This window comes from Shimia sagamensis, assembly GCF_900182745.1.
GTDB lineage: Bacteria > Pseudomonadota > Alphaproteobacteria > Rhodobacterales > Rhodobacteraceae > Shimia > Shimia sagamensis.
Genome location: NZ_FXTY01000002.1, coordinates 106,476 through 132,014 on the forward strand (window position 1 = coordinate 106,476; position 25,539 = coordinate 132,014).

Below are 25,539 nucleotides of genomic sequence, written 5' to 3' on the forward strand. Positions count from 1 at the left end.
TTAGGCCACCCCATATAGTCCGCGAGGGCGGAACACCAAAACGCCTGCCATCAGGATATAAATCAGCATCGATGCCAACGCAGAGCCGACAGTCACCGCCGAGGATGGCTCCAAAAACAGTGCAAAAATCTGCGGCAACAAAATCCGGCCCATTGTATCCGTGAACCCCACCAAAAGTGCGCCAACAAACGCCCCTTTGATCGAGCCAATGCCACCAATCACAATCACCACAAATGCCAAAATCAGCACAGGCTCGCCCATGCCAACCTGAACCGATTGAATGGCCCCTACCAAGGCTCCTGCAAAGCCAGCCAAAGCCGCGCCAAGCGCAAAAACAAAGGTATAGAGCTTGGCAATGTCCACGCCGAGGGCAGCGATCATTTCCCGATCAGCCTCCCCCGCACGGATGCGAATGCCCACGCGTGTGCGATTGATCAGGGCAAACATACCCCCCGCCACCAACAGGCCAATCACAATAATTGACAACCGGTAAGCCGGAAACTGGATGCCACCTGGCAAGGTCACAGGCCCTGACAACACCTTCGGCACGTCGAGGAACAGCGGGAACGAGCCAAACATCCAGCGCGTGCCCTCCGAAAAAATTAGGATCAGCGCGAAAGTCGCCAGCACCTGATCCAAATGGTCCCGGTCATAGAGCCGCCGGATGATGGTCAACTCAATCAACGCGCCAGCCAGCGCTGCGGCGGCTAAAGAAGCCATCAAGGCCAGCACAAACGAGCCGGTTGCCGCTGCCACTGCTGCCGCTGCAAAGGCGCCAATCATGTAAAGCGACCCATGCGCCAAATTGATCAGTCCCATCACGCCAAAGACCAGCGTCAGTCCAGCGCTCATCAAAAATAGCATTACGCCAAACTGTAACCCGTTCAGCATTTGCTCTATGAAAAGTAGTATTGTCATGGCCCTCGTCCGGTGCCAAAGAAGCACCCCTCCGCCAAATGATCAGCGCAGAAAATTTCGGTTATTCAGGATATTAAAGACGGAACATCATGCACCTACCCCACCAGGATGCATGGAAGGGGAAGGCCATAAAGCCTTCCCAAAATCACTTACATCTTGCAATCTGCTGCATAGGCATCCGCGTGGTCGGACAGGCCGGTCGCAATGATCTTGTTGGTGTACACGTCACCTTCTTTGATCACTTCACGCACGTAGATGTCCTGCACCGGATGGTGGTTGTCGCCAAAGGCAAACTTACCGCGCACGGAGTCAAACTCCGCATCTTTCAATGCCGCACGGAAGGCATCCGCATCCGCAACATCCGCCTTGCCCATCGCAGAAATCAGCAGGTTAGCGGTGTCAAACCCTTGGCTCGCGTAGAGCGACGGCAGACGGCCATATTCGGCCTGGAAAGTTTCCACAAACGCCGCGTTGGTGGCGTTGTCGATGTCTTTGTTCCACTGGCTGGTGTTTTTCACACCCATTGCCGCGTCGCCTACCGCTTGCAGAATGCCTTGGTCAAAGCTGAACGCCGGGCCGACCAATGGCAGTTCCACACCGCTCGCGGCATATTGTTTCAGGAAGGAAATCCCCATGCCGCCTGGCAGGAAAAAATACACGCTATCGGCTCCGGACGCCCGGATCTGTGCAATCTCGGCTGCGTAGTCCGTCTGGCCCAATTTGGTGTAAAGCTCACCAGCCATCTCACCTTCGAAAAAGCGCTTGTAACCCGTCAGTGCGTCCTTACCGGCCGGATAGTTTGGTGCCAAAATGAAACTGTTCTTAAAGCCAGTGTCGTTTGCATACGCACCTGCCGCCTCGTGCAGATTGTCGTTCTGCCATGCGACGTTGAAGTAGTTTTTGTGACAGCCTTTGCCAGCCAATGGAGATGGACCAGCGTTTGGTGACAGGTAGAATTTGCCCTGCGCAGTTGCTGCAGGCACCACAGCCATCGCGAGGTTGGACCAGATGATGCCGGTCAAAATATCAACCTTCTCAGACTGAATCATTTTGTCTGCCAATTGCACAGCAATGTCAGGTTTGCGCTGGTCATCCTCGATAACCACTTCAAGGTCATCCCGACCGGCCTGCTGCACAGCCAGCATAAAGCCATCCCGCACATCAATCCCTAATCCTGCACCGCCGCCGGACAGTGTGGTGATCATTCCAACTTTCACATCTGCCTGCGCTGTTGCGCCTGCCAATGCCATCGCCGCAGCCAATGCCGCACTCCGCAACTTCATTTTGTCGCTCCCTGGTTCACTGTTTTCAATATGAACCTTGGGCGTTCTGAGGGCCGTCCGTCAATAAGCTGAAGCGATTTTTTTTAAGCTTAAAATATCTTCAAGCCTAAAATGTATTTTTCCGTACCTTTTCAGCGTATTGCTGATCGTGGTTGAAGTGTGGAATCGGCTCAATCTGTGAGGTTTCTGCGTTCGCACTATCCACAGGCGGGAAATTTATCGAGCTAACTCAACCGTATAAAAGGTTGATCCAGTCGGAACACCGGCCAAAAAAACGCCGGGGAAGCCCCGGCGTTTCTCAACTTACTATCCGCGTGACCACCAGCCACGTCGCTTCGGCTTTGGCGGAGCCGCCGGTTTTTCCGGCTCCATAGCCGGCTCTGGCTGTACTTCCACCACCTCAGGCTGGCGGCTGACTTCGGCCGCTTCTTCGACAGGAGCCTCAACAGTTTTAGAAGACTCGACGGCAGCCTCAGGTGTGGACACCTCTTCGGAGGCATTGGCGGGCTCTGGCGTGGCCGTCACTTCGACCGGCACGTCATCAGTTGCCTGTGGTTCCACCACTTCAGACGGTTGAGCTTCAGCTTCGGCACTGGCATCTTCTGGCGTCACATCCTCCGCAACGGTATCTTCACTCGCGGCTTCTGTTTTCTTGCCACGGGACCGGCTACGACGGCTACGGCTGCGCTTCTTTGGTTTCTCTTCACCTTCGGGCGTCTCTTCTACAGAGGTCTCAGAGCCCCCCTCGGACACGTCGCCACTTTCAGGTTGCTCGGATGCAGCTTCGCTGTCAGGTTTTGTTTCCCCGTCGGCACTGTCTTCACCTTCGCCGTTACCACGACGACGGCGACGACGACGACGACGCTTCTTAGGCTTGTCCTCACCTTCGTCTTCAGCAGGTTTGTCTTCAACAACGCTTTCTTCGGAAATCACTTCCGCGTCTTCCACTTCGGCGTCGTCTATTGCATCCATGATCGAGATATCGCCGGACACCACAGTCGCCTCAACTTCAGGCACCACACGGGTTGCTGTCTTGAACTTCTCTATCTCGAAGTTCGGCGACACCAGATGTGGATCGGCTTCTATCCGAACGGACAGGCCATAGCGCGCTTCAATCTGTGCCACATGCTCACGTTTGTGGTTCATCAGATAGTTCACAATCGCAACCGGTGCCTTCACCAGCACCTCACGCGAGCGACCTCGTGTGCCTTCTTCTTCAATCTCGCGCAGAATTGACAGCGCAAGGTTGTCGTCCGACCGGATCAGACCTGTGCCATGACAATGCGCACAAGGCTGTGTCGTCGCTTCAATCATGCCCGGACGCAAACGCTGGCGGCTCATTTCCATCAGGCCAAAGCCGGAAATCCGACCCACCTGAATGCGGGCACGATCCGTCTTCAGCTTGTCTTTCATCCGTTTTTCAACGGCTGTGTTGTTCTTGCGCTCATCCATATCGATGAAATCGATCACGATCAGACCAGCCAGGTCACGCAGACGCAGTTGACGCGCCACTTCTTCAGCCGCCTCTAGGTTGGTCTTCAGCGCAGTTTCTTCAATTGAGCCTTCTTTGGTGGCCCGACCGGAGTTGACGTCAATTGCAACCAGCGCCTCGGTCACGCCAATCACGATGTAGCCACCGGATTTCAGTTGAACCGTCGGATTGAACATGCCGGACAGGTAGCTTTCCACCTGGTAGCGGGCAAACAGAGGCAGTGTGTCTTGATAGCGTTTCACGTTTTTGGCGTGGGACGGCATGATCATCTTCATGAAGTCCTTGGCGATGCGGTATCCACGCTCGCCTTCCACCAAAACTTCGTCGATCTCACGTGAATACAAATCGCGGATCGAGCGTTTGATCAAATCGCCTTCTTCATAGATCTTCGCAGGTGCTATCGACTTTAGCGTCAGCTCGCGGATCTGCTCCCACAAACGCTGTAGATATTCGTAGTCCCGCTTGATCTCGGATTTTGTGCGTTTTGCGCCAGCTGTACGCACGATCAAACCCGCGCCCTGTGGTACATCGATTTCGCTGGAAATCTCTTTAAGCTTCTTGCGATCGACCGCATTGGTGATTTTGCGGGAAATACCACCGCCACGCGCGGTGTTTGGCATCAACACGCAATAGCGACCGGCTAAAGACAGATACGTGGTGAGCGCCGCGCCTTTGTTGCCGCGCTCTTCTTTAACAACCTGCACCAAGAGAATTTGGCGCACTTTCACCACTTCTTGGATCTTATAGCGACGGGCCCGTGGTTTACGCGGCGGACGGATGTCCTCGATGTCGTCGTCATCTGCAACGGATTCGATGCTTTCGTCTTTTTCTGTCGCATCGGAGCGTTTGCCGCGACGGCGGGAGCGGCGGCGGTTCGACTTTTTGCCATTCTCTTCATCGTCAGACTGCGCGTCTGCTTCAGAGGCCTCTTTGTCCGCGGTATCTTCACCAGCGCCAGATTCTGCCTCAGCAGTTTCCGCTACTTCGGTCTCATTTGTATCAGCTGTGGCGGCATCGTCTTTCGTAGCAACCTCGTCAGCCGCAACGTCTGTCTCTGCCACGGTCTCTTCGGTTGGTACCTCTTCCGCAACGTCCGCGTCAGCTTGCCCTTTAGAAGTCACGTCTTTGGCTTCAACGGAACCTTCTTCAGCGGCCGCGTCTTGAGCTTCAACTGCAACGTCTTCCTCAACCGTAGCGTCTTCGACGGCAGCAGGTGCCTCCTCAGAAGTTTCTTCTTCTGGTGCAGCGCTGGCCTCAGTTTCGGTTTCTGCGCCGGTCTCCGGGTCTTTGCTGACCACGGCATCTTCGCCTTCGGTGTTGGCTGCGATGGTCTTGGGGCCGTCGTCTTTGTTGTCTTCGTCGGCAGACACATCCGCATCGTCATCTTGAGTGACTTCGGCTTCTGGTACGACTTCTTCACTTGTCACGTCAGCAGCGACTTCGGCGACAGGTGTCTCCTCGACGCCCTCCTCTGACGCAGCCTCTTCTACTTCGGCAACAACCTCAGTTTCAGACGTGCCTTCAACAGCATCATCAGCGTTAGCCGTTTCACCTTCTACAGGTTCCTCAACTGGTGTCTCTTCCACCAGTTCCATTGGAGACAGACCCTCGTCCGCGCTGCCAGCATCTTCCACCAGGTCAATGGTTTCCATGCCTGAAATCTCAGCCGCAGACGTTTCCGTCACAACTTCTGATGTCTCAGCTTCAGCGGCATCTGCTGCTACCTGATCTTCAGGCTTCTTCTTACGGGAGCGAGACCGACGAGACCGGGATTTGGGTTTTTCTTCTTCTTCGTCACGGGCCTTCAAAGACTCCGCATACGCGCGCTCCTCTTCCAGAAGCGCCTCACGATCCGCGACAGGGATCTGATAGTAATCCGGGTGGATTTCGGAGAACGCGAGGAAACCATGACGGTTTCCGCCATAGTCCACAAAAGCCGCCTGAAGCGACGGCTCAACCCGTGTTACTTTTGCAAGATAAATATTGCCGGCGAGTTGCCGTTTGTTTTCAGATTCAAAGTCGAACTCCTCAACTTTGTTTCCGTCCACCACCACAACGCGGGTCTCTTCCGCGTGGGTGGCATCGATGAGCATTTTCTTAGCCATGTTATCCGTTTGCACCCGCGTAAGCGCCGCGCCCCTCCCGGGGGATCGGGTCGGTGAACTTTTTGGGGGTGTCTTGTTTGAGCGAGGGGATGCGCGCCGCCGATGGGGCCGCTTGCGGCCCCTGCTCGGTCTCTCAAATCAATCGCGCGCTTCATCGCGTTTCTTCTCCGACGCGGCATTCGGTGGTCCCGAGCCTGCGCCTGTTATATGCCCTCCGCCATGGCGGTGCGGGCGTCTCTACTGGTTCATTTTCATGAACCCAATCGGTCTGAGCATCCCGCCCGGCCCTCTGCCCCTCGGGGTCCTGTGGGCCAACTGAAACGCAATACTCAGCGAAACTCATACGGTGCGCAAACACTGCGCCATCCGTTCCCCCACATAAAACCACTCCTGTGGAAAACACAATGGGGAATCGTCTGACGGATACGTGGGTTAGGTTAACGCATCCTCAAAAAGCCCAATCTGCACAGCACCATGGAGCAAATCCTTAGCAACGATCTGCCCCAGCTCCGGCAACGGCGTGTTTGGCGGCCGCAGGTCTGGAATTTGCACTGTCAGGCACCCCGCCCGAACAGCTGCGGTGGTCCCAAAATCACTATCCTCAAACGCCACACACTGTGTTGGGTCCACTCCCAAACGACGCGCGCCTTCCAAATATGGCTCAGGATCTGGTTTATTGGCGGTAACCTCGTTGCCCGTGCATACCGTTTCAAAAAAAGGCAGAATGCCGGCCTTCTCCAAATGGTGCTGCGCGTCCGGTCCATGCGTGGAAGTCACAACCGCCATAGGCACCTCCGCTTCACGGATCGCTTGCAACACGTCCCGCGCATACGGCTTTGTCGGCACGCCATGTCCAACATTGTCCTGATGCAGCAAACGCCAACGCTGATCAAAATCCATTACATCTGTTTGGTGAGGCAAAAAATCATGCAACCGCGCAGTGGTGACTTTGCTAGACGTCCCCACCAAACCGCCAAAAAACGCTTTTGCCTCTTCTGTTGCAATCCCCAGATCGTCCGTCAGCGTCAAAAACGCCTCCAAAAACATCCGCTCCGTGTCCAGAAGCAAGCCATCCATATCAAACAAATACGCGGCCGGTTTCTTTAACAATGCCATAACAGGGTACTCCACAAATTTCCGTTAGCGCCAACAAAGCGACACCCTGCCATCAAACAAAAAACGCCGCAAGCCTATCGAAAGCCTACGGCGCTTATGTTGTCTGTCGGTCAGAAATCAGAGATAGTCTGCCCTCTGTAAGCTGTATTTGGCCATCTTCTCATTGAGTGTCCGACGTGGCAGGCACAGCTCTTCCATCACACCAGAAATTGACCCACGATGCCGCCGCATGGTGTTGTCGATCAACATGCGCTCAAATGCTTCCACGTATTCTTTTAGTGGTTTGCCTTCGGTGGTCACCACTGGCTGCATCTCCTCGTGGTCGCTCATCAATAGCGATGCAATCGTGCCCTCACTGCGACGGCTTTGCAAAACAGCACGCTCTGCCAAGTTGATTAGCTGGCGTACGTTGCCCGGCCACGGTGCCTGCAGCAACTGCGCAGCTTCTTGCGCAGTGACTTTGGGGGCATCGCACCCATATTCTTCGCTGAATTGCTCTGACAGTCGCGTAAACAGTGTAAGTATGTCTTCCCCACGCTGGCGCAGTGGCGGAACTGTGATCCGCAAAGCAGCCAAACGATAAAACAAATCAGCGCGTAGCGCATCTTCGCAGGTCCGGTCTTGTTCCTGCATGTTGGAGATCGCCACAATGCGCGTCTCCGCCGGCGTGCCTTGCTCGTTGATCACGTTCAGCAGTTTTGCCTGCAACGCATCGCTCAAGCTCTCGATGTCCTCAAGCACCAACGTCCCACCGCGCGCCTCTTCGACAGCAGGCAGTTGGGAATCCTCAGGGTTCATTGGCCCAAACAGGCGTTTCGCCAGCGCGTCTTCTTCAAATGCGCCACAGCTCACCAATACAAACTTCTTGCCAGCCCGGCTGCCAACGGCGTGTAACGCATGCGCCACCAACGTCTTGCCGGTGCCGGTCTCGCCATCAATCAGAACATGGCCATCAGCCTGCCCCAGATCGAGAATGTCCTCTTTGAGGCGCGCCATCACCGGGCTCGCCCCAATCAACTTGTTCATAATCTGATCGCCGTCAGACAATTCCCGACGTAGCGCGCGCGCATCCAGCGTCAGGCGTCGCGCATTGGTGGCCTTCTTGGCCAGCTGCGTCATGCGATCCGGATTAAACGGCTTCTCCAGGAAATCATACGCACCCACGCGCATCGCCTCCACCGCCATAGGCACGTCGCCGTGTCCGGTGATCATAATCACCGGAAGCGAACTGTCCGCGCCCATCAGTTTTTTAAGGAATTGCATCCCATCCATGCCAGGCATCTTGATATCGGAAATCACGATCCCCGGATATTCTGCGCCAAGCGCTTTCAGCGCATCTTCGGCGCTGGGAAATGTTTCTGTGTCATAGCCCGACAGCGCCAGCCATTGGCTGATCGACTGCCGCATGTCCTGCTCGTCATCGACGATTGCGATCTTCATGCTTTGTGCCACGAATTTACTCCGCTGCTTCAATGTCTTCATTCAAGATAGGAAGTTGTACCTCAAATACAGCCCCCTGCCCGTCCCCATTTCGTGCCGTAAGCCGTCCGCCAAGGTCGCTGACGATACCAGAGCTGATCGCAAGCCCCAAACCAACCCCCTCACCAGGCTGTTTTGTGGTGAAAAACGGCTCAAAAAGGTTGTTCAAATCCTCAATGCCAGGGCCGTTGTCGCGCACCGTCAAAGTGGCTGTTTCCCCTGCTGCCAAAAGGATTTCGATCTCCGGATCGGCCACAGACTCGGTCGCGTCCAAGGCATTGCGCAGCAAGTTGATCATCACCTGCTCGATGCGCACCCGATCGCCCATCACCCGTACCGGATCCGTCGGCACAATCTTGCTTATGTGCACCTGTCTCTGGCGCAATTGCGGCTCCATCATCGACAAAGCCGAGGCCACCGCATCGCTCATCTCAACCACATGAAACTCATCGCCACCTTTTCGGGCATACGATTTGAGCTGCTTGGTGATCGCGCCCATTCTTTCGATCAGATCATCAATACGCTGAAACGACGTCAGGGCTTCGTCCGGCCGGTTGCGCTTCACCAAAAGCTGCGCTCCGGCTAGGTAGGTCTTCATCGCCGCTAATGGTTGGTTCAACTCATGGCTCACCGCCGCAGACATCTCCCCCAACGCGGCCAATTTGGAGCTCTGCGCCAGGCTTTGTTCCGCCACCTCTAAACTCTGCTGCATGCGTTCTCGTTCGGCGATTTCCCGCTGAAGCCGTAGATTCAAACCGCGCAATTCGACGCTTTCGCGCTGAAACAACGCCATACGTAAAGCACTTTTTCGGCCCAAAACATAAAATCCAAGCGCCAGCAGGATCGCAAACCCCATAATTTCCAGTGCCAGAACCGCGTTCACCTTCTCGCGCACACCGGCGTAACTGGTGAAACTGGTCATCTGCCAGCCTCGGAACGGGATACGCGCGCCCATACGCATCACCGCTTCACCGCGCAAATACGCGTCCGCTGGGTCCTGTGCCCAATCCGCGGTCACCTTTATCGCCCGCTCTATCGCGCCTAAGGCTGGTTGACGTGATAGCGCCTCTGATTCAGTCAATCCGCGCCAACGCGGCTCACTGCTGAGGATAATCGTGCCTTCGCTGTTGGCCACCAGAACCGCATCCGAAATCCCGGCCCAGGCCCGTTCGAATTTGTGCAAATCCACTTCAACTGCGATCACACCAAGCGTGGCCCCGCCGCTTTCCAATCGCCGAGAATAGATAAACCGATAAGCGCCGGTCTCATCTCTTGCTGTTGTAAAGAGTGTAACATTAGACCGTAACGCATTGATAAAAAACTCTTGTTCTCGATACATTGTACCAAGTCGGGTGCGGTCAGTCGCAGCCACCGTGCGCCCGGTTTCGTCCAGCATTAAAAGTGATGCCGCGCCAATCTCATCGACAAAGCTGATCAACCGCGCGGTGGAGCTGGAGAAATCTTGAGAATTCAATGCCCCTATCAATTCAGGGTCTTTGGCCAACAACTGCGGTACAATCGCGTTGCGGCGCAATTCACTGAGCAAGTTGCCAGAATACAGCGCGAGCCGGAGCTCCGCCCGATTGCGTGTGTTGGCGGTAAACCGATCTGTCAGGAAACTGTTGGTGACCCAAATTGTCACCCCTGCAACCACGACCAACAACGCCAAAGTCACACGCGCCCGCCAGCTTGTTGTCGCCGGGCGCAGTTTTTCAGAGGTGTCAGAAGCGTTTTGCGTCATGCACGAACAGTACGCTTACGCGCCGACACCCTCAAGTCATGCTGTGGCAAACTGATCCATCAACGCGCGGAACATTGCCACTCCGTCCGTGCCACCATGTCCAGTATCCGCCGCCCGCTCTGGGTGAGGCATCATACCAAGCACACGGCGATTTTTGCTGACCACACCTGCGATATCTGCAACCGACCCATTTGGGTTGTCGGTGTAGGTAAACGCAATCCGGTCTTCGTCTCTCAGCTGTGCCAGCTTTTCATCCGTGACAAAGTAGTTGCCGTCATGGTGCGCAATTGGCACGTTCACAACGTCACCCTTGCCGTAACCAGACGTAAACGCAGTATCTGCGCTGGCCACTTCAAGACCAACTGTCCGGCAGATGTACTTCAGCCCAGCATTGCGGCGCAACGCACCAGGCAACAGTCCCGTCTCAGTCAGGATTTGAAAGCCATTACAAACGCCAAGCGCATAGCCACCACGTTCCGCGTGTTTGATGAGTGACTGACAAATAGGCGAGTTTGCAGCAATGGCGCCGCACCGCAGATAATCGCCAAAGCTGAACCCGCCTGGAACACCAACCATATCGATGCCTTCGGGTAAGGCTGTATCTTTGTGCCACACCATAGTGACGTCTGCTCCGGCCTGTTCAAACGCCACCGCGAGGTCGCGATCACAGTTGGAGCCCGGAAAAACAATGACCGCAGCTTTCATCAGCCCATCTCCACCCGGTAGCTTTCGATCACTGTGTTGGCGAGCAGCTTCTCACACATCTCGGTCACGGTGGCCTCGGTGGAGCCCTCTGCCAGATCCAACTCGATCACCTTGCCCTGTCGCACGCCTTCCACGCCGTCAAAACCAAGGCTACCAAGCGCATGACGCACGGCCTCACCTTGTGGGTCCAGAACGCCGTTCTTCAGCATGACAAATACGCGGGCTTTCATTTGGTCTCTCTCCAATTGGGCATGTGGCGGGACTGTCCCGCTTTTCTTACCAAAAATTGTCTGTCTTCCCGCGCCCATCACAGGGCGCAGAAAGCTTAAGTCAGAATTAGCTGACAAGCGTCGGCTTGGGGCCGGTGCCTTTTGGCAGTACACCAAGGCGGCGCGCAACTTCAGCATAGGCATCAGTCAGGCTGCCAAGATCACGGCGGAATACGTCTTTGTCGAGTTTCCGACCGCTTTCAATGTCCCAGAGGCGACAGCTGTCGGGGCTGATTTCATCGGCCACAACCAAACGCTGAAAGTCACCTTCATAAACCCGGCCAATCTCGATCTTGAAGTCAATCAAGCGGATACCGACGCCAAACATAACGCCGCTCAGCCAGTCGTTGACACGCAGCGCCAACCCCAGAATGTCATCCATATCCTGCTGGCTGGCCCAGCCAAAGGCAGCGATATGCTCTTCTGAGACCAGCGGATCACCAAGACTGTCATCTTTGTAGCAGTATTCCACAATTGGGCGCGGCAATTGTGTGCCTTCTTCAATACCCAGGCGTTTGCTCATTGTGCCGGCGGCAAAGTTGCGCACGATGATTTCAAGTGGAATGATCTCGCAGTTGCGCACCAACTGCTCGCGCATATTCATGCGCTTGAGGAAATGGGTCGGAACCCCAACCTGTGTCAGGCCCGTCATGAAGTATTCACTCAGGCGGTTATTCAGAACACCTTTGCCGTCGATGACGTCTTTCTTTTCTGCGTTGAACGCAGTGGCGTCGTCTTTGAAATATTGGACAATGGTGCCCGGCTCAGGGCCCTCAAACAGAATCTTGGCTTTGCCTTCATAGATTTTCTTGCCGCGGGCCATGGCTTCATTCCTTCTCTTTCGGGATGAGTCCCGAATTTGATCGCCCTCTTACTGGATGGATAGCATTGTCGCAAGCACGCCGCTTACTCTTGCGACAATGCTATCTGATGCTCATATTTAAACGAAGTCATACTAGGACCCTGAAGGAGACCAAAAAATGAATACATTTGACGATCGTGAAGCCGCCTTCGAAGCCAAGTTTGCGCATGATGAAGAAACAAAATTCAAAGCCGAAGCCCGTGCCAACAAAAAACTGGGGCTTTGGGCTGCTGATTTGTTGGGCAAGTCCGGGTCAGACGCAGAATCCTACGCCATGACCGTTATCTCAGCCGATTTTGAAGAAGCAGGCCACGACGATGTCATTCGCAAAGTTGTTGCGGATCTAGGAAACAAATCCGACGAGGCGACCATTCGCGCGAAGCGCCGTGAAAGTCTTGCTGCAGCAAAAGAAGAACTTGCCGGCGATTCCTAATCGATACAATGAAATGAAAATCAAATGCGCGGGCTCCGGCCCGCGTTTTTTTAGCTCCAATTGTCTTTGTTAAGGCGGCCGAAACCACACATCCGATAGCGATTTGGGTCACTCGGGACTGGTAACGATTTTGGGGCGGGAACCTTGAAGACATCAAAGATGAGGACCGCGCAGACCTTTCTGCGACGCGTTTGGCCGTTTGCATTTGGTGCATTGTGTCTTTGGCTGCTGTCAGAGCAGATCGATGACATTGATTATAGCGCCTTGTGGGCCTCCGTCTTCGCCGCCTCACCATGGCAATGGGGCTTGGCGCTTTTCTTTACCGCGATCAGTTTCCTCGCCGTGTCGCGCTATGACGTAATTGCACAGCGCCATTTTCAAATGCACCGCAGTACATCCGAGGCCATGACGGTCGGCGCCACTGCTATTGGCTTGGGTCAAACACTTGGTGCCGGCGTTGTTGTGGGGACCTTCGTGCGTTGGCGCATGATGCCGGATCTGTCACTCAAAGACGCGGCTCGCATCACCGCCTTTGTCACTGTCACTTTTTTGACTGCCATGGCCGTGACTATTGCCTTAGCTGCCATATTCCTGCCAACGCCTCATGTGCCCGCGTCTTTGCCACCCGTTATTCTGGCCATTGCCTTTCTTATCGTTGTTGTGGCCTTTGTCTTTCCGGTACTCCCACGACAAGGCAGCCGCCTTTCCTTGCCAACGCTTCCCGCTATGGCCGCGCTGCTGACCCTGTGTCTGATCGACACCATCTTTGCGGCTCTGGCACTCTACGTGTTGCTACCTCCAGATCTGTCGCTCACCTTCGCTATCTTGCTCCCAGTTTTCCTGATTGCATTGGGTGCCGCAATTTTTTCAGGCACGCCAGGTGGTGTTGGTCCGTTTGAACTCACTTTATTGGCTATGCTGCCAAACCAACCGGAGGCTTCGTTGTTGGCAGGCGTGTTGGCCTTCCGTGCAATCTACTATGCGGTGCCAGCGCTCATGGCGGGCTTGGTGCTCTTGCGCCACCTCGCCCGTCCGCGTCCGGCCCGCACGCCGCGCCAACACCGCGCTTACGAGGCATATGACAATGAACCTTTCACCACCGTCAGTCGCGCAGAGTTGGGGGTGATCCGTCAAAATGGGGGCGCACTCTTGTCGTGCGACGCAGGGCGCTATGGCGCCGTGCGCATTGGCCAAACGCTCGTCGCCTTGTTTGACCCCATCGAAGGTGACGCCCACACAATGGCCCGCCCGTTAAAAAACGCCGCTCGGGCACAAAACCGCATTGCGTGTAAATACAAAATCTCCGCCCGACAGGCTGTAAAAACCCGCAAGGTTGGCTGGGCCGTTGTGCATATCTCCGACGAAGCTGTTCTGACACCAACCAAGCACAAAACATCTGGCTCCACTTATCGCCAGTTGCGACGCAAACTTCGCCAGGCGGAAAAGGCCGAAGTTCAAGTCACCCAACCTGACACACTCATGCTGCCGCTCGGTGATATGGCGCGTGTATCTTCTGCATGGGAAGCCCGAAATGGTATCCCCAAAGGACTGACCATGGGTCGCTTTGACGACTTCTACGTGGGATGCCAAACCGTATTCCTCGCTTACCAAGGCAACCAACTTGTCGGATTTGTCAGTTTCCACGCCACCGGGCACGAATGGTGCCTCGACCTAATGCGCGTACTGCCAGAGGCACCTGATGGCACCATGCACCACCTCGTGCAAAAAGCCATCGAGGCGGCCGCAGCGGCTGACGTGCCCCGTCTGTCCTTGGCTGCAGCTCCCGCCCTGCCGGAAGGAAAAAATGTGTTGGAACGCAAAATCCGGGGCTATCACTTCAAACACGCTGGCGGCGCAGGATTGCGCCAGTTCAAGGCCTGCTTTGCCCCACGCTGGGAACCGCTTTTTATGGCTGCTCCTGGACCTGCCCAACTTGGGCTGGCCGCGCTTGACCTGACCCGCGCCGTGAACCTCCGCAGTGCTCCAGCGACGCCAATCGCCTGCCAGCAAATCGCCCAATCCGAGGCCTACCTGTCTTCCACCTCATAATGGTCTTGCATCTAATTGAGTTGTGCCTACTTGCCACCCGTGGCACATCGCTGCGCAACTGACACGCGGTTCCCCGCGCCTTAAGGAGTTTCTGATGACCAACGCCCTCTCCAAGCTTTTGGAAACCCGTGACTGGCTCATGGCCGACGGCGCCACCGGCACCAACCTGTTCAACATGGGCCTCAGCTCCGGCGATGCACCAGAACTTTGGAACGCGGATGAGCCACAAAACATCAAAAAACTCTACAGCCTCGCGGTGGACAACGGCTCTGACATCTTCCTGACCAACTCCTTTGGCGGCAACGCGTCCCGTTTGAAGCTGCACGACGCCCAAGACCGCGTACGTGAACTCAACCGCCTTGCGGCGGAAATCGGCCGTGAAGTTGCCGACACAGCTGGTCATCCGGTGATCGTTGCAGGCTCCGTTGGCCCTACTGGTGACATTATGCAGCCTGTCGGCAGCCTGTCTCATGCCGACGCTGTGGAAATGTTCCACGAGCAAGCCGAGGGCCTGAAAGAAGGTGGCGCCGACGTTCTGTGGCTCGAGACCATCTCCGCGCCAGAAGAATACAAAGCGGCCGCTGAAGCTTTCGCCCTGGCCGATATGCCATGGGTGGGCACCATGAGCTTTGACACTGCCGGTCGCACAATGATGGGCATGACCTCCGCCGACATGGTGCAAATGGTTGGTGCGCTGCCAAACACACCGTTGGGTTTTGGCGCCAACTGTGGCACCGGAGCGCCAGATCTATTGCGCACCGTTTTGGGCTTCTCTGCCCAAGGCACGGAGACTCCAATTGTGGCCAAAGGCAACGCTGGCATTCCCAAATACGTCGACGGCCATATCCACTATGATGGCACGCCAGAACTGATGGCAGACTATGCCGTGATGGCACGTGACTGTGGGGCCACGATCATCGGCGGCTGCTGTGGCACCATGCCAAACCACCTCAAAGCCATGCGCGAAGCACTGGAAACCCGCCCCCGTGGCGAGCGCCCAAGCCTGGAGCTGATTGCCGAGAAACTTGGTGGTTTCTCCTCCGCGGGCGATGGTACTGGCGATGATGCTACTGCCCCTGCCCGCGAACGTCGCGGCCGCCGCCGTCGCAGCTAAGTCTAACACTGATAAAACTTCAAAAGCCCGGACACTGTCCGGGCTTTTTGTTTAAGTATGGTTCCAGTCGTCAGGATTTTCTGAATTGTTGGGCGACAGACCCAAGATGTCACCTTTGATGGAACAGCCTAGCCCCAACACGGTGCGATTGGCATAACCAAAATAGGCCGACACCTGATTGATCTCCAGAATCTCGCCGTCGCTGAACCCAGTATCCCGCAACTGAACAATCAGTTTTTCGCTTAGTCCAGCTGGATCACGCGTCAATTGACGGGCATATTCCATCGCCAACTTCTGCTTGTCATCCAGCGGTGCACGCGCGATGTCACGCGCCTCGATCGCTCGGCGAATACCATCCGCTCGCGCATCATCTGCCAGCAACCGCTTCAACCCGGAAAAATGATGCTCCACGCAGTACTCACACTCATTGAGCGAACTGACCCAAACCCCAAGCGTTTCCAAAAACCACTTCGGCACTGTGTTACCACTGTGATGCAGCACGTATTTGTAGATCGCCATATGCCCCTCCATGGTATGGGGCCGCAGGCTGTGCATCATCATGATGTTGTCGACATTGTTGTCCGGGCCTTTCACCCGATCATACAACATCTTCAATTTTCCGTCGGCGTCATCATAGGCAACCGTATCGATCCAGGGCATTACATAGTCCTTTGGTAGTGAGACACACTGCGCCGCATATACCGTCCGCACCGCGTTAAAGAGTCATGCGCGCAGCATGCATCGATAACAAAGCAACTATCAAGGGGAAGCGTGTCGGGGCACTCCTGTCCGCGGTATGCGTCAAATCTGAGTTACCCGCCAAGCAACATTGATGCTAACAATAGCCTGCCCGTTTGATCCGGTTCTTCGCCGACGCCTGTTCAAATTGCCGATACCGTCCGCCAGAATACCGCGCGCAATCCAACGCATGACCGGCCGCAATCACCGCTGCGCCAATGTCCTTCCCATCCGCATAACACACGCCGATGTAGCGGTCATAAGACCGCTCTCCGGTCAAATCACAGGACACTTTCTTGCCGCGCAAGTAATTCACAGTCCAACGTTTGGCGTCTTTTCCAGCGCGGGTTTTGAGTTCCGGCGCGTCAACGCCTTGGAAACGCACCGGTGTACCGTCCCATACAATTGTATCCGCATCGCGCACCTGCACATCCGCCCAAACAGGCGTAGCTACCAAAACGGCAACCGCTATTAGCATTTTCATGTTGGTCTTCTGTCTGAGTGAGTGGTGGGCCCGCTCTATCACGTGGCCAAGCGTGTGTCATAACACACAAAGCAGCTTCGCAATCCATAGGCAGCAGACCGCCTATGGTTATGTTTAACAAGGTGAATTTCCGCTCAAAAGGCGTGTTTTTTGCGCAGCGCCGTCACAGTGTCGCCATTTGCCGCCAACCATGTATTAAACGCCTCAACCACTTCCGGCCGAGCGCTTGACGACACATGATAGTTTGACACCGAGTGCGGTAGGCCGTCGTCAAACACCAACGCATCTTCGTCTTTGCCAAGTTCCCGCAATACGCGCCGCACCACATCCTGATTGGCATAAGCCCCATCAATGCGCCCAACCAGTGCCTGCCGGATCATGCCAATGAAGTTCGCGTTTTCCGCCAAGTCCACGTCGCCGGCATTGATCCGGTCCAGCCAAGAGTACGGCGTGAAACCAAGTACGGTGCCAAGCCTGTCAATATCCTCCACAGAACGTCCAACTTGGTCTGGCAGTACCATTACCCCATCAACCGCTTCTGCCACCACTTCGGAGTACACCATACCCCGTCCATCTTTGAGCTCTGCTGACCAATAGGCGTTGTCCGGATATTTCAGATCCACATCCCCAGTCACAACCGCTTGCATCAACCGAGTGATCGGCAGCGCTTTGAACTCAATCTCAAACCCACTATCCGCGGCAAAGGCCGACAAAAGGTCCGCCCCAAATCCAGAATAGTTTGTACCGTCCCAATTATAGTGCGGCAGGTATTCAATGTTTTCCACGCCCACAACAAGGCGCTCGGCGGTGGCCGTGCCGGCCACACAGGCCACCGCAAGGCTTGCAACTGCTATCAAGTGCTTCATAGTCTATCTCCAATGGAAACTTGTTCAGACCCGCACCATCAGGCGCGGAAACTTTCCAATGTGTTGACTTCACCAATAGCTGAAACAGTTTCAGAAAAGCGCTAGTTGTCCGTCACGCTCAAATGGCACTTCAAACAAGTCACACCGAAGCGCAGGCATGTCTTTTTCCAGCCCATATCGCACCCGCGCTTTTTCCACCCGCTGTGCAATCATTTCCGCATAGATACCCTCGCCTCGCATGCGTTTGTTGAACTTCGCATGGTAAAGCTCCCCGCCATGCATTTCCCGCATCCGGGCGAATACCTTTGCGGCCCGCCCCGGATACGCCGCCTCCAGCCATTCCTCAAACAGCGGCGCCACTTCCATTGGCAATCGCAGCATGATCCAAGCCATGCCCGTTGCCCCAACCGCCGCCGCGGCCTCCATCAACGCCTCAATTTCATGATCGGTTAATCCCGGCACCACCGGGGCCAACATCACCCGCACCGGGATCCCGGCGTCTGTCAATTTCCGGATGGTTTGCAACCGTCGCTGCGGCAACGGACATCGCGGTTCCATGGCGCGTGACAATGCAACATCCATGGTGGTCAGCGAAATCCCAACCTGCGCCAACCCCTGCGCCGCCATCTCGCTCAATATATCAATGTCACGTTCGACCAACGTGCCCTTGGTGGTAATCGCCACTGGATGCTTAAACTGTTGCAGAACCTCCAACACTGATCGCATCACGCGATACCGTCGTTCAATTGGTTGATAAGGATCGGTATTGGTGCCAATAGCCAACAGGCTTGGCGCATAAGCCTTACGCCGCAACTCTTTCTCCAACACCTCCGCCGCCTTGGGACGTGCCACCAGCTTGCTCTCAAAATCCAGCCCCGGCGACAGACCAAGGTAGGCATGCGTGGGCCGCGCAAAACAATAGGTACACCCATGCTCACAGCCGCGATAGGGATTGAGCGAACGATCAAACGGAATGTCCGGCGAGGTATTTCGCGTGATCATCGTGCGCGGACGCTCCTCACTCACTTCAGTGGCAAAGATCGCGCGCTCCTCCGGAATGTCCCAGCCATCCTGCACCTCCTCTCGTTGGGCATCGTACCGGCTGGCAGCATTACTCTGTGCCCCTCGGGCACGTCGCCTCTCCGCGTCAATTTTAGGCTCTTTCAGATTTGACATCTGCCCAAACTAGAACAAACAGAGAACACATGCAACAAACCCCATGATCTGGATGAGAAACTTTCATCGCATTCATGATTTTTGCCCCTACACGTCGCACGCGGTCTTGGCTATGTCGCTATTCAGACAGTTTGCCCGCTGAAAAAGTTTGAAAGCTGGGTTATAACGAACAGCAACCGGTGCCCGATTTTGGGGCCCCGCCAGGGTATTGGAATACGCGCATGTCAGAAGAAGACGACATCATCCTGTCCGAACTTAATGACGAGGAACTTGTCCAACAGATGTTTGACGACCTCTACGATGGTCTCAAGGACGAGATCGAAGAGGCAGTGAACATCCTTTTGGAACGTGGTTGGGCGCCTTACCGCGTCCTGACAGAGGCCCTTGTGGGAGGCATGACCATTGTTGGTGCCGACTTCCGGGACGGCATCCTGTTTGTGCCAGAAGTGCTTCTGGCAGCGGGCGCAATGAAAGGTGGCATGGGCATTCTGAAGCCTCTGCTGGCCGAAACCGGCGCACCACGCATGGGCTCCATGGTGATTGGTACTGTCAAAGGCGACATCCACGACATTGGCAAAAACCTTGTGGCGATGATGATGGAAGGCGCTGGCTTTGAAGTGGTCGACCTTGGCATCAACAACGCTGTCGAAGGCTATTTGGAAGCGCTCGAAGAGCACAAGCCCGACATCCTCGGCATGTCTGCCCTGCTGACCACCACCATGCCTTACATGAAGGTTGTGATCGACACGCTTGTCGAAAAAGGTCAGCGCGACGATTACATCGTTCTGGTTGGTGGCGCCCCTCTCAACGAAGAGTTTGGCAAAGCTATTGGTGCAGACGCCTACTGCCGCGACGCTGCCGTGGCCGTGGAAACCGCCAAAGAGTGGGTCGCCCGCAAACACAACCAGATGAGCGCCTGATCAGGCCACATCCCTTTGCTCACTCCCCGAGCGATTTGATCCGGCCCGCCCTTCACAGGCGGGCCGATTTGTTCAAGGTACCGATATGTCCGGATTATATACCCCCGATCTCGCCCGCATCCACGCCGAAGGCTACAACGATACTTTTGACGAAGCGCACGACTGGCTCGCCGCAGAAATCCTGCACGGCCCGGTCAACGCGCACCTGTTCGACATCGGCTGTGGCGATGGCACATGGCTCTCGGTGGCCGAAGATCGCGGCGTCATGGGAGAAGGCGTCGACCTTTCTCCTGCCTTTGTGGAGATTGCCCAAGCCCGTGGCCTTTTGGTCAAACAAGGCAACGCTGCTGACATTCATATCCCCAAAGGCACCACCGCGGTGACCTGCCTGGGCGAAGTTCTCAGCTACATCGACACCACAACCAAACACGACACACTCCTGCCCGTCGCACAGGCTGCTTTTGATGCCCTGCCCTCCGGCGGCTTGCTGTTTGCTGACTTGATTGGCCCGCGATGCCTGCCCCACGCGCGGCGCAACACCGGTGCGGATTGGCAAATGCGCATCGAGGTCACGGTAGAGCGCGAGCGCCTCACCCGCCGCATCGAAACGCAAGTTGATGATCGCGTAGACACTGTGATCCATCAGCAATCCCGGTGCCATCCCAACAGTACCAAGCGCGCCTTAGAAACAATAGGCTGGCACTGCGAAATCCTGGACAGCTACGGCCCCGCAGGACTTTTGCCTGGCCGTTTTGCCATCAAGTTGACCAAGCCATGACACAACTCCCCGACGACAACATCCTCGCTCAGTCAGGCCTTGCCCCCACAGGCAAATCCGGTCGCATCCTCCTGCTGGCCTGTGGCGCCCTTGCACGTGAAATCCTCGACCTCATCACACTCAATAACTGGTCCCATATGGACCTCACCTGCCTACCCGCCATTTTCCATATTCATCCAGAAAAAATCGCCCCCGCCGTGCGCGAGGCTGTGGCCAAACACCGCGAGACCTATGACGACATTTTTGTGGTCTACGCTGACTGCGGCACCGGTGGGCAACTGCAACAGACCTGCGACGCATTGGGCGTGCAAATGGTGGCCGGGCCTCATTGCTACAGCTTCTTTGAAGGCAACGACCGCTTTGCCGAAATCTCGGAGGACGAGTTCACTGCCTTCTACCTGACCGACTTCCTTGTCCGCCAGTTTGACGCTTTCATCATCAAACCCATGGGGCTCGACCGCCATCCCGAATTGCGTGACATGTACTTTGGAAACTACGAGAAGCTGGTCTACCAAGCGCAAACCAACGATCCAGCCCTCACAGAAAAAGCCAAAGACTGCGCGGATCGCCTTGGCTTGGCCTTTGAGCGGCGTTTCACCGGATATGGTGACATGGCCAAGGCACTGAAAGCCCTCTGAAAAGAAAGGCGCCCCAAACCGGAGCGCCTTCATTATTCTCTTACGACAACCGCCGCGTTGGCTTGGCACCGCCTGTTTCTACAGACGTCTTCTCGCGTCGGTTTTTCTCAAGCAAAGTTTCAAACGCATCAAAGATACGGTTCATGTGCTTGCTTTTGTACGGAAAAACCTCTTCATCATCCATATCATGCACGATCAGCGCGTTGTCCGCTTCAAACACAACCAGATTGCCCTCAGGGTCTTCGGCGCAGTCCACACCAAAATAATCCAGGTCAATTGCTTCAGTCAGCGCACCAAAGCCACCTTCGTGACGGTTGGCAAATGTGCTCTCAAAACTGTCCATCCACGCGGCCTCTTCGGCGCGTTTTTCGGCAAACTCTTCCATGCGCGCGTTCAAATACCAAAGATCCCATTGGTCCGCGATTGCCATGTGACACGGGAACGGCTGCCCATCGACAAAGATCACACGATACTTGCGATAGAACCCGTCCTTCTGAGACGCATAAGCGATGAACTCGGAGACATAGAAAGCTGCGTCTGCACGCTCGGCCAAATAGGCCGACAGTGCGTTTTGGCTTTCAATCAACACCAGACCGTCACCTGCATGGCTTCCCACGGGACGCACCACATAGGGATAGTCTCCAAGCGCAGCCAAACGCTCTTCACCGGCATCGCCTTCCAGCTCCCCACGGTCAAAGCGCAACGTTTTGGGCAATGTCAGTCCGCCCTTGCCTGCAAACATTTTCTCAAGCGTGTCACGTTCCAAATCCACCTGACCAACCGGTAAGTTCACGACCCTGGTGCCAACTGCATTGGTCAACGCTCGAACTTTGGCTTGAAACGCCACTGCCTTCACACTGTCCGCTGGCGCCGCACAAAACGCGACATCATGCGCCGGAAGATCAATCTGTTCATCACTGTCCACATTCAGATAGTAAGTCAGAATTTCGACATCCGCGTCCTGCAGCAAAAACTCGATTGGCGTGTTGCCGCCAATATGACTTGGCTCCGCAAACACCAGCAACTTGGTGCGCGCGCCATCACTTTTCTTTGTGCTGAAAATCTGCTGCCGCTTAAGCGCTTCATCCTGCCAAGCCAATCCAGCAGCGCGATTGCCCTGCAACTGATCAATAACCGACAGATCCATGAAGATGCCATCTGCATCTTTCCCGGTGAACACTTTGCTCAGCAACTCGTTGCGCAAGGGCTGAAGATCAACGCCGTCAAACGCCATCTTAGTCAGGCTCGCGAGCCCGATTCTTTCTTGAGGTTCCATTCTGGCTCCAAATGTAAGTGCCCCTCTGGAATGCCCAATCGTTGTTAAAAATACGTGCAATCAATCATTACAATTTTCGCTATCTGCAAAAACTGCACTTTTTGGCGAAAATTTGACAAAAACACCAGCTCAAACAGAGATTTACGCCAGCGACGTGACCCACAAAATTGTTGCGTCATCTGCGCTTACTGACACAACGTTGTGGCCCATGGATCCGTCGTAATAGGCACTGTCTCCGCGTCGCATTTCCACAGGTTCATAAAACTCCGTGTAAAGCGTGACAACACCAGTCAACACGTACAGGAACTCTTCGCCGTCATGCCGCACCCAGCCATCAAATTCTTCCATGGACCGCGCCCGAACTCGCGCCCGATACGGCAACATCGCCTTCTTGCGCAGTCCTTCGGCCAGCAACTCATGCTCATAAGTTGTGGTCACTTGCCGCGTACCTTCACCAGATTTCACCAACGCCATGCGTCCGTTGACCTGATCCTTCATCGGCGCTGTAAACAATTGCGGCACAGAAATTTCCAAACCCACCGCCAGTTTTTTCACCGCATCGTAGGTTGGTGACATCTGACCGTTTTCAATTTTGGAGAGTGTGGACCGCGCCAACCCGGCTTGGCTCGCGGCTTGCTCCAATGTCCACTTCCGCGCTTTACGCAACTCGCGCACACGTTCACCAAGGTCCAGCGGTTCCACATGATCATGTCCACCGTTTTCACGTGCGATCTTGATCAACGATTTTGGGTCTTTTGAGCTCATGCCGCGCTTCTATCCCGCGCACCCCCGCAGTGGCAACCGCCACGTGCCACTTGCACCTTCTGGCTGGCCCGCATACCCAAGACTCATGCCCTCGATCTTTGACCAAGGCCCGCCGCCGCCCTGCCCACCGTCTTTCAACATGGCCGCCCACGTGCTGCGCCACGCCGAGAGATTGGCAGCCAAAGAAGCCCTGTGCGTGGTGTCTGGATCGGCAACAGAAAGCTGGACCTTCGCTGCACTAAAATCGGCAATCCTCGGAACAGGGGCCGGTTTATTGCAATCCGGCCTTAACCCCGGCGACCGCGTGCTGATGCGCCTTGGCAATACGGTGGATTTCCCGATTGCCTATCTGGCTTGCATAGCTGTTGGTTTGATCCCTGTCCCAACATCCTCTCAGCTTACCCAAGCGGAAGTCACAAAGATGGTCGAGGATCTGACACCGGCCGCCATATTACATGATCCCGCTGTTGAAAGCACATCAGGTTCGACCGGTAATACTCTGACAATAAAACACCTTAAAGAATTTCGAACTCGCCCTCCAGCTGCATTCAACATGGATGATCCAAATCGCCCTGCCTACATCATCTATACATCGGGCACCTCCGGCGTTCCGCGTGCTGTGGTGCATGCGCACCGCGCCATATGGGCGCGGAAAATGATGTTTGATGGCTGGTATGACCTGCACGAAAACGACCGCCTCTTGCATGCTGGGGCCTTCAACTGGACCTTCACCTTGGGCACAGGCCTGATGGACCCATGGACCAACGGCGCCACTGCCCTGATCCCCGCTCCCGGCACAACACCAAAGACCTTACCTCAATTCCTGCGTGACAACCACGCAACCCTGTTTGCAGCCTCGCCGGGTGTGTATCGCAAAATCCTCGCGACAAGTGATGACCCGGCGGTTCCCAACCTGCGCCACGGTCTCTGCGCGGGCGAAAAACTCTCAGAACCTCTACGCGCACAGTGGAACGCCGCCACCGGGACCAAGCTTTATGAAGCCTTTGGCATGTCCGAATGCTCGACTTTCATCTCCGCCAATCCAATCCATCCTGCCCCCAAGGGCACACTGGGCCGTCCTCAAACTGGTCGCCAAATCGCAATTCTGGATGAGACCGGCCCGGTTGCCTTAAACACTCCAGGCACCATCGCCGTGCACAAATCAGACCCCGGCCTGATGCTGGGCTATCTCAACGCGCCCGAAGAGACCGCCAAACGGTTCCAAGAAGACTGGTTTCTCACCGGTGACCTCGGGCAAATGGATGCCAAGGGCCACATCACCTACTTGGGCCGCGCCGATGACATGATGAATGCTGGTGGTTTCCGGGTCTCTCCGCTGGAAGTTGAAGCCGCCCTCCTGCCCCACCCCGGCATCACCGGCATTGCAGTGACCGACATTGAGGTGAAGCCCGACACCCGCATAATCGCCGCGTTTTATACCGCTGATCACGATCTTGTAGAGGACGCGTTGAAAGCCTTTGCGGAGACCCATCTTGCGCGTTACAAGCAGCCTCGGCTTTTCAAACGCCTGCCTGCGTTGCCCACCAACGCCAATGGCAAACTCAACCGCCGCGCCCTGCGCGATCAATTCAAGGCTTCCACATGATCAAACTCGACATCATCTCCGACCCGATCTGCCCGTGGTGCCTGATTGGTAAAACGCGCTTGATGAAAGCGTTGGAAGCCGAAGGTGACCACCCTTTTGTGATTGAATGGCACCCGTTCCAGCTTAACCCTGACATGCCGGCTGAAGGCATGGATCGCCGGGAATACCTCGAAACCAAATTTGGTGGCAAAGACAACGCTGTGAAGGTTTATTCTGAAATCGAGCAACACGCCCGTGACGAAGGCCTGGAGATCAATTTCGCCGCCATCAAGCGCACGCCCAACACCATCAACGCACATCGCGTGATCCATTGGGCAGGTATTGAGAAAAAGCAAAATGCTGTGGTGGATGCGCTTTTCGCGGCCTACTTCAAAGACGGCCGTGACATCGGTGACATCGACGTGTTGGCCGATATCGCTGACAGCGCCGGAATGGATGCTGCTGTGGTACGAAAATTGCTAGAGTCAGACGCCGACATCGCAGACATCCAAAACCGTGATTCCCATAGTCGGGAAATGGGCGTGACCTCGGTTCCAACCTTCATTGTTGCCAACCAGCACGCTGTTCCCGGCGCGCAACCCGTTGAGCTTTGGCGGCGTGTAATGGCCGACCTGCGTGCGCAAAACGTCGCTGAGTGAACCCTGAACCAACGTTCACTCTTCACTTGTGAACCACAGCGCCCCGCGTTAACCTAATCAGGTCAGCCCGCCATTTTGCGGCCTGACC

General features: G+C 55.5%; 23 protein-coding genes. 8 read left to right on the forward strand and 15 right to left on the reverse strand.

Annotated features, from left to right (window positions below):
* The 9 genes from QOL67_RS05025 to purC form a co-directional block, all read right to left on the reverse strand.
* Complete coding sequence (locus tag QOL67_RS05025; protein ID WP_283424877.1) at positions 1–918, reverse strand: branched-chain amino acid ABC transporter permease; 918 nt, start codon at positions 916–918, stop codon at positions 1–3.
* A 149-nt stretch (positions 919–1,067) separates the two neighbouring features.
* The gene (locus QOL67_RS05030) at positions 1,068–2,201 is read right to left on the reverse strand and encodes an ABC transporter substrate-binding protein (protein WP_283424878.1); all 1,134 of its coding nucleotides are present in this window, start codon (positions 2,199–2,201) and stop codon (positions 1,068–1,070) included.
* 306 nt (positions 2,202–2,507) lie between these two features.
* Positions 2,508–5,798, reverse strand: a complete 3,291-nt coding sequence (locus QOL67_RS05035) for an Rne/Rng family ribonuclease (RefSeq protein ID WP_283424879.1) — start codon at positions 5,796–5,798, stop codon at positions 2,508–2,510.
* 432 nt (positions 5,799–6,230) lie between these two features.
* On the reverse strand, positions 6,231–6,914 hold the full coding sequence (locus QOL67_RS05040) for an HAD family hydrolase (protein ID WP_283424880.1): 684 nt from the start codon (positions 6,912–6,914) through the stop codon (positions 6,231–6,233).
* Between the two features lie 117 nt (positions 6,915–7,031).
* Complete coding sequence (locus QOL67_RS05045) at positions 7,032–8,366, reverse strand: sigma-54-dependent transcriptional regulator (protein WP_283424881.1); 1,335 nt, start codon at positions 8,364–8,366, stop codon at positions 7,032–7,034.
* A 4-nt stretch (positions 8,367–8,370) separates the two neighbouring features.
* Complete coding sequence (locus QOL67_RS05050) at positions 8,371–10,134, reverse strand: sensor histidine kinase (RefSeq protein ID WP_283424882.1); 1,764 nt, start codon at positions 10,132–10,134, stop codon at positions 8,371–8,373.
* Positions 10,135–10,170: 36 nt separating this feature from the next.
* Positions 10,171–10,839, reverse strand: a complete 669-nt coding sequence (purQ, locus tag QOL67_RS05055; RefSeq protein ID WP_283424883.1) for a phosphoribosylformylglycinamidine synthase subunit PurQ — start codon at positions 10,837–10,839, stop codon at positions 10,171–10,173.
* Positions 10,839–11,069: a phosphoribosylformylglycinamidine synthase subunit PurS gene (gene purS, locus QOL67_RS05060; RefSeq protein ID WP_283424884.1), complete on the reverse strand. Its 231-nt coding sequence runs from the start codon at positions 11,067–11,069 to the stop codon at positions 10,839–10,841. Before purS ends, purQ begins: the two co-directional genes overlap by 1 nt.
* Positions 11,070–11,175: 106 nt before the next feature.
* Positions 11,176–11,931, reverse strand: coding sequence for a phosphoribosylaminoimidazolesuccinocarboxamide synthase (gene purC / locus QOL67_RS05065; RefSeq protein ID WP_283424885.1), 756 nt, complete (start codon positions 11,929–11,931; stop codon positions 11,176–11,178).
* A 157-nt stretch (positions 11,932–12,088) separates the two neighbouring features.
* On the opposite strand from purC, the gene QOL67_RS05070 reads away from it, so the two are divergent.
* The 3 genes from QOL67_RS05070 (at position 12,089) to bmt (ending at position 15,566) form a co-directional block, all read left to right on the forward strand.
* Positions 12,089–12,403, forward strand: a complete 315-nt coding sequence (locus tag QOL67_RS05070) for a DUF1476 domain-containing protein (protein WP_283424886.1) — start codon at positions 12,089–12,091, stop codon at positions 12,401–12,403.
* 159 nt (positions 12,404–12,562) lie between these two features.
* Positions 12,563–14,452 carry a phosphatidylglycerol lysyltransferase domain-containing protein gene (locus QOL67_RS05075; RefSeq protein WP_283424887.1) on the forward strand — a complete coding sequence of 630 codons (1,890 nt, stop codon included), beginning with the start codon at positions 12,563–12,565 and terminating at the stop codon, positions 14,450–14,452.
* A gap of 94 nt (positions 14,453–14,546) precedes the next feature.
* The gene (gene bmt / locus QOL67_RS05080; protein ID WP_283424888.1) at positions 14,547–15,566 is read left to right on the forward strand and encodes a betaine--homocysteine S-methyltransferase; all 1,020 of its coding nucleotides are present in this window, start codon (positions 14,547–14,549) and stop codon (positions 15,564–15,566) included.
* A 51-nt stretch (positions 15,567–15,617) separates the two neighbouring features.
* On the opposite strand, the gene QOL67_RS05085 is transcribed toward bmt, so the two are convergent.
* The 4 genes from QOL67_RS05085 to QOL67_RS05100 all read right to left on the reverse strand — a co-directional run bounded on the left by QOL67_RS05085 (position 15,618) and on the right by QOL67_RS05100 (position 18,830).
* Positions 15,618–16,226, reverse strand: a complete 609-nt coding sequence (locus tag QOL67_RS05085; protein WP_283424889.1) for a carboxymuconolactone decarboxylase family protein — start codon at positions 16,224–16,226, stop codon at positions 15,618–15,620.
* 175 nt (positions 16,227–16,401) lie between these two features.
* Positions 16,402–16,788, reverse strand: coding sequence for a thermonuclease family protein (locus QOL67_RS05090; protein ID WP_283424890.1), 387 nt, complete (start codon positions 16,786–16,788; stop codon positions 16,402–16,404).
* Between the two features lie 134 nt (positions 16,789–16,922).
* Positions 16,923–17,654: a substrate-binding periplasmic protein gene (locus QOL67_RS05095; protein ID WP_283424891.1), complete on the reverse strand. Its 732-nt coding sequence runs from the start codon at positions 17,652–17,654 to the stop codon at positions 16,923–16,925.
* A 90-nt stretch (positions 17,655–17,744) separates the two neighbouring features.
* Positions 17,745–18,830, reverse strand: coding sequence for a PA0069 family radical SAM protein (locus QOL67_RS05100; RefSeq protein WP_283424892.1), 1,086 nt, complete (start codon positions 18,828–18,830; stop codon positions 17,745–17,747).
* Between the two features lie 221 nt (positions 18,831–19,051).
* Here QOL67_RS05100 and QOL67_RS05105 point away from each other — a divergent pair, with 221 nt between their 5' ends.
* The 3 genes from QOL67_RS05105 (at position 19,052) to QOL67_RS05115 (ending at position 21,166) form a co-directional block, all read left to right on the forward strand.
* Positions 19,052–19,750 (forward strand): corrinoid protein, encoded by a 699-nt coding sequence (locus QOL67_RS05105; RefSeq protein WP_283424893.1) that lies wholly within the window; start codon positions 19,052–19,054, stop codon positions 19,748–19,750.
* 85 nt (positions 19,751–19,835) lie between these two features.
* Positions 19,836–20,528, forward strand: a complete 693-nt coding sequence (locus QOL67_RS05110; RefSeq protein ID WP_283424894.1) for a methyltransferase domain-containing protein — start codon at positions 19,836–19,838, stop codon at positions 20,526–20,528.
* On the forward strand, positions 20,525–21,166 hold the full coding sequence (locus QOL67_RS05115; protein ID WP_283424895.1) for a DUF1638 domain-containing protein: 642 nt from the start codon (positions 20,525–20,527) through the stop codon (positions 21,164–21,166). The genes QOL67_RS05110 and QOL67_RS05115 overlap by 4 nt, the downstream gene beginning before the upstream one ends.
* Before the next feature lie 40 nt (positions 21,167–21,206).
* On the opposite strand, the gene QOL67_RS05120 is transcribed toward QOL67_RS05115, so the two are convergent.
* A complete protein-coding gene (locus tag QOL67_RS05120; RefSeq protein WP_283424896.1) occupies positions 21,207–22,442 on the reverse strand; it encodes an ATP-grasp domain-containing protein in 1,236 nt (411 codons plus the stop codon).
* A 141-nt stretch (positions 22,443–22,583) separates the two neighbouring features.
* Positions 22,584–23,207: a helix-turn-helix domain-containing protein gene (locus tag QOL67_RS05125; protein ID WP_283424897.1), complete on the reverse strand. Its 624-nt coding sequence runs from the start codon at positions 23,205–23,207 to the stop codon at positions 22,584–22,586.
* 85 nt (positions 23,208–23,292) lie between these two features.
* Between QOL67_RS05125 and QOL67_RS05130 the strand changes: the two genes are divergently transcribed.
* Together QOL67_RS05130 and QOL67_RS05135 are read left to right on the forward strand one after the other, a co-directional pair.
* Positions 23,293–24,813, forward strand: a complete 1,521-nt coding sequence (locus tag QOL67_RS05130) for a class I adenylate-forming enzyme family protein (protein WP_283424898.1) — start codon at positions 23,293–23,295, stop codon at positions 24,811–24,813.
* A complete protein-coding gene (locus QOL67_RS05135; RefSeq protein WP_283424899.1) occupies positions 24,810–25,451 on the forward strand; it encodes a DsbA family oxidoreductase in 642 nt (213 codons plus the stop codon). The genes QOL67_RS05130 and QOL67_RS05135 overlap by 4 nt, the downstream gene beginning before the upstream one ends.
* Positions 25,452–25,539 lie beyond the last annotated feature (88 nt).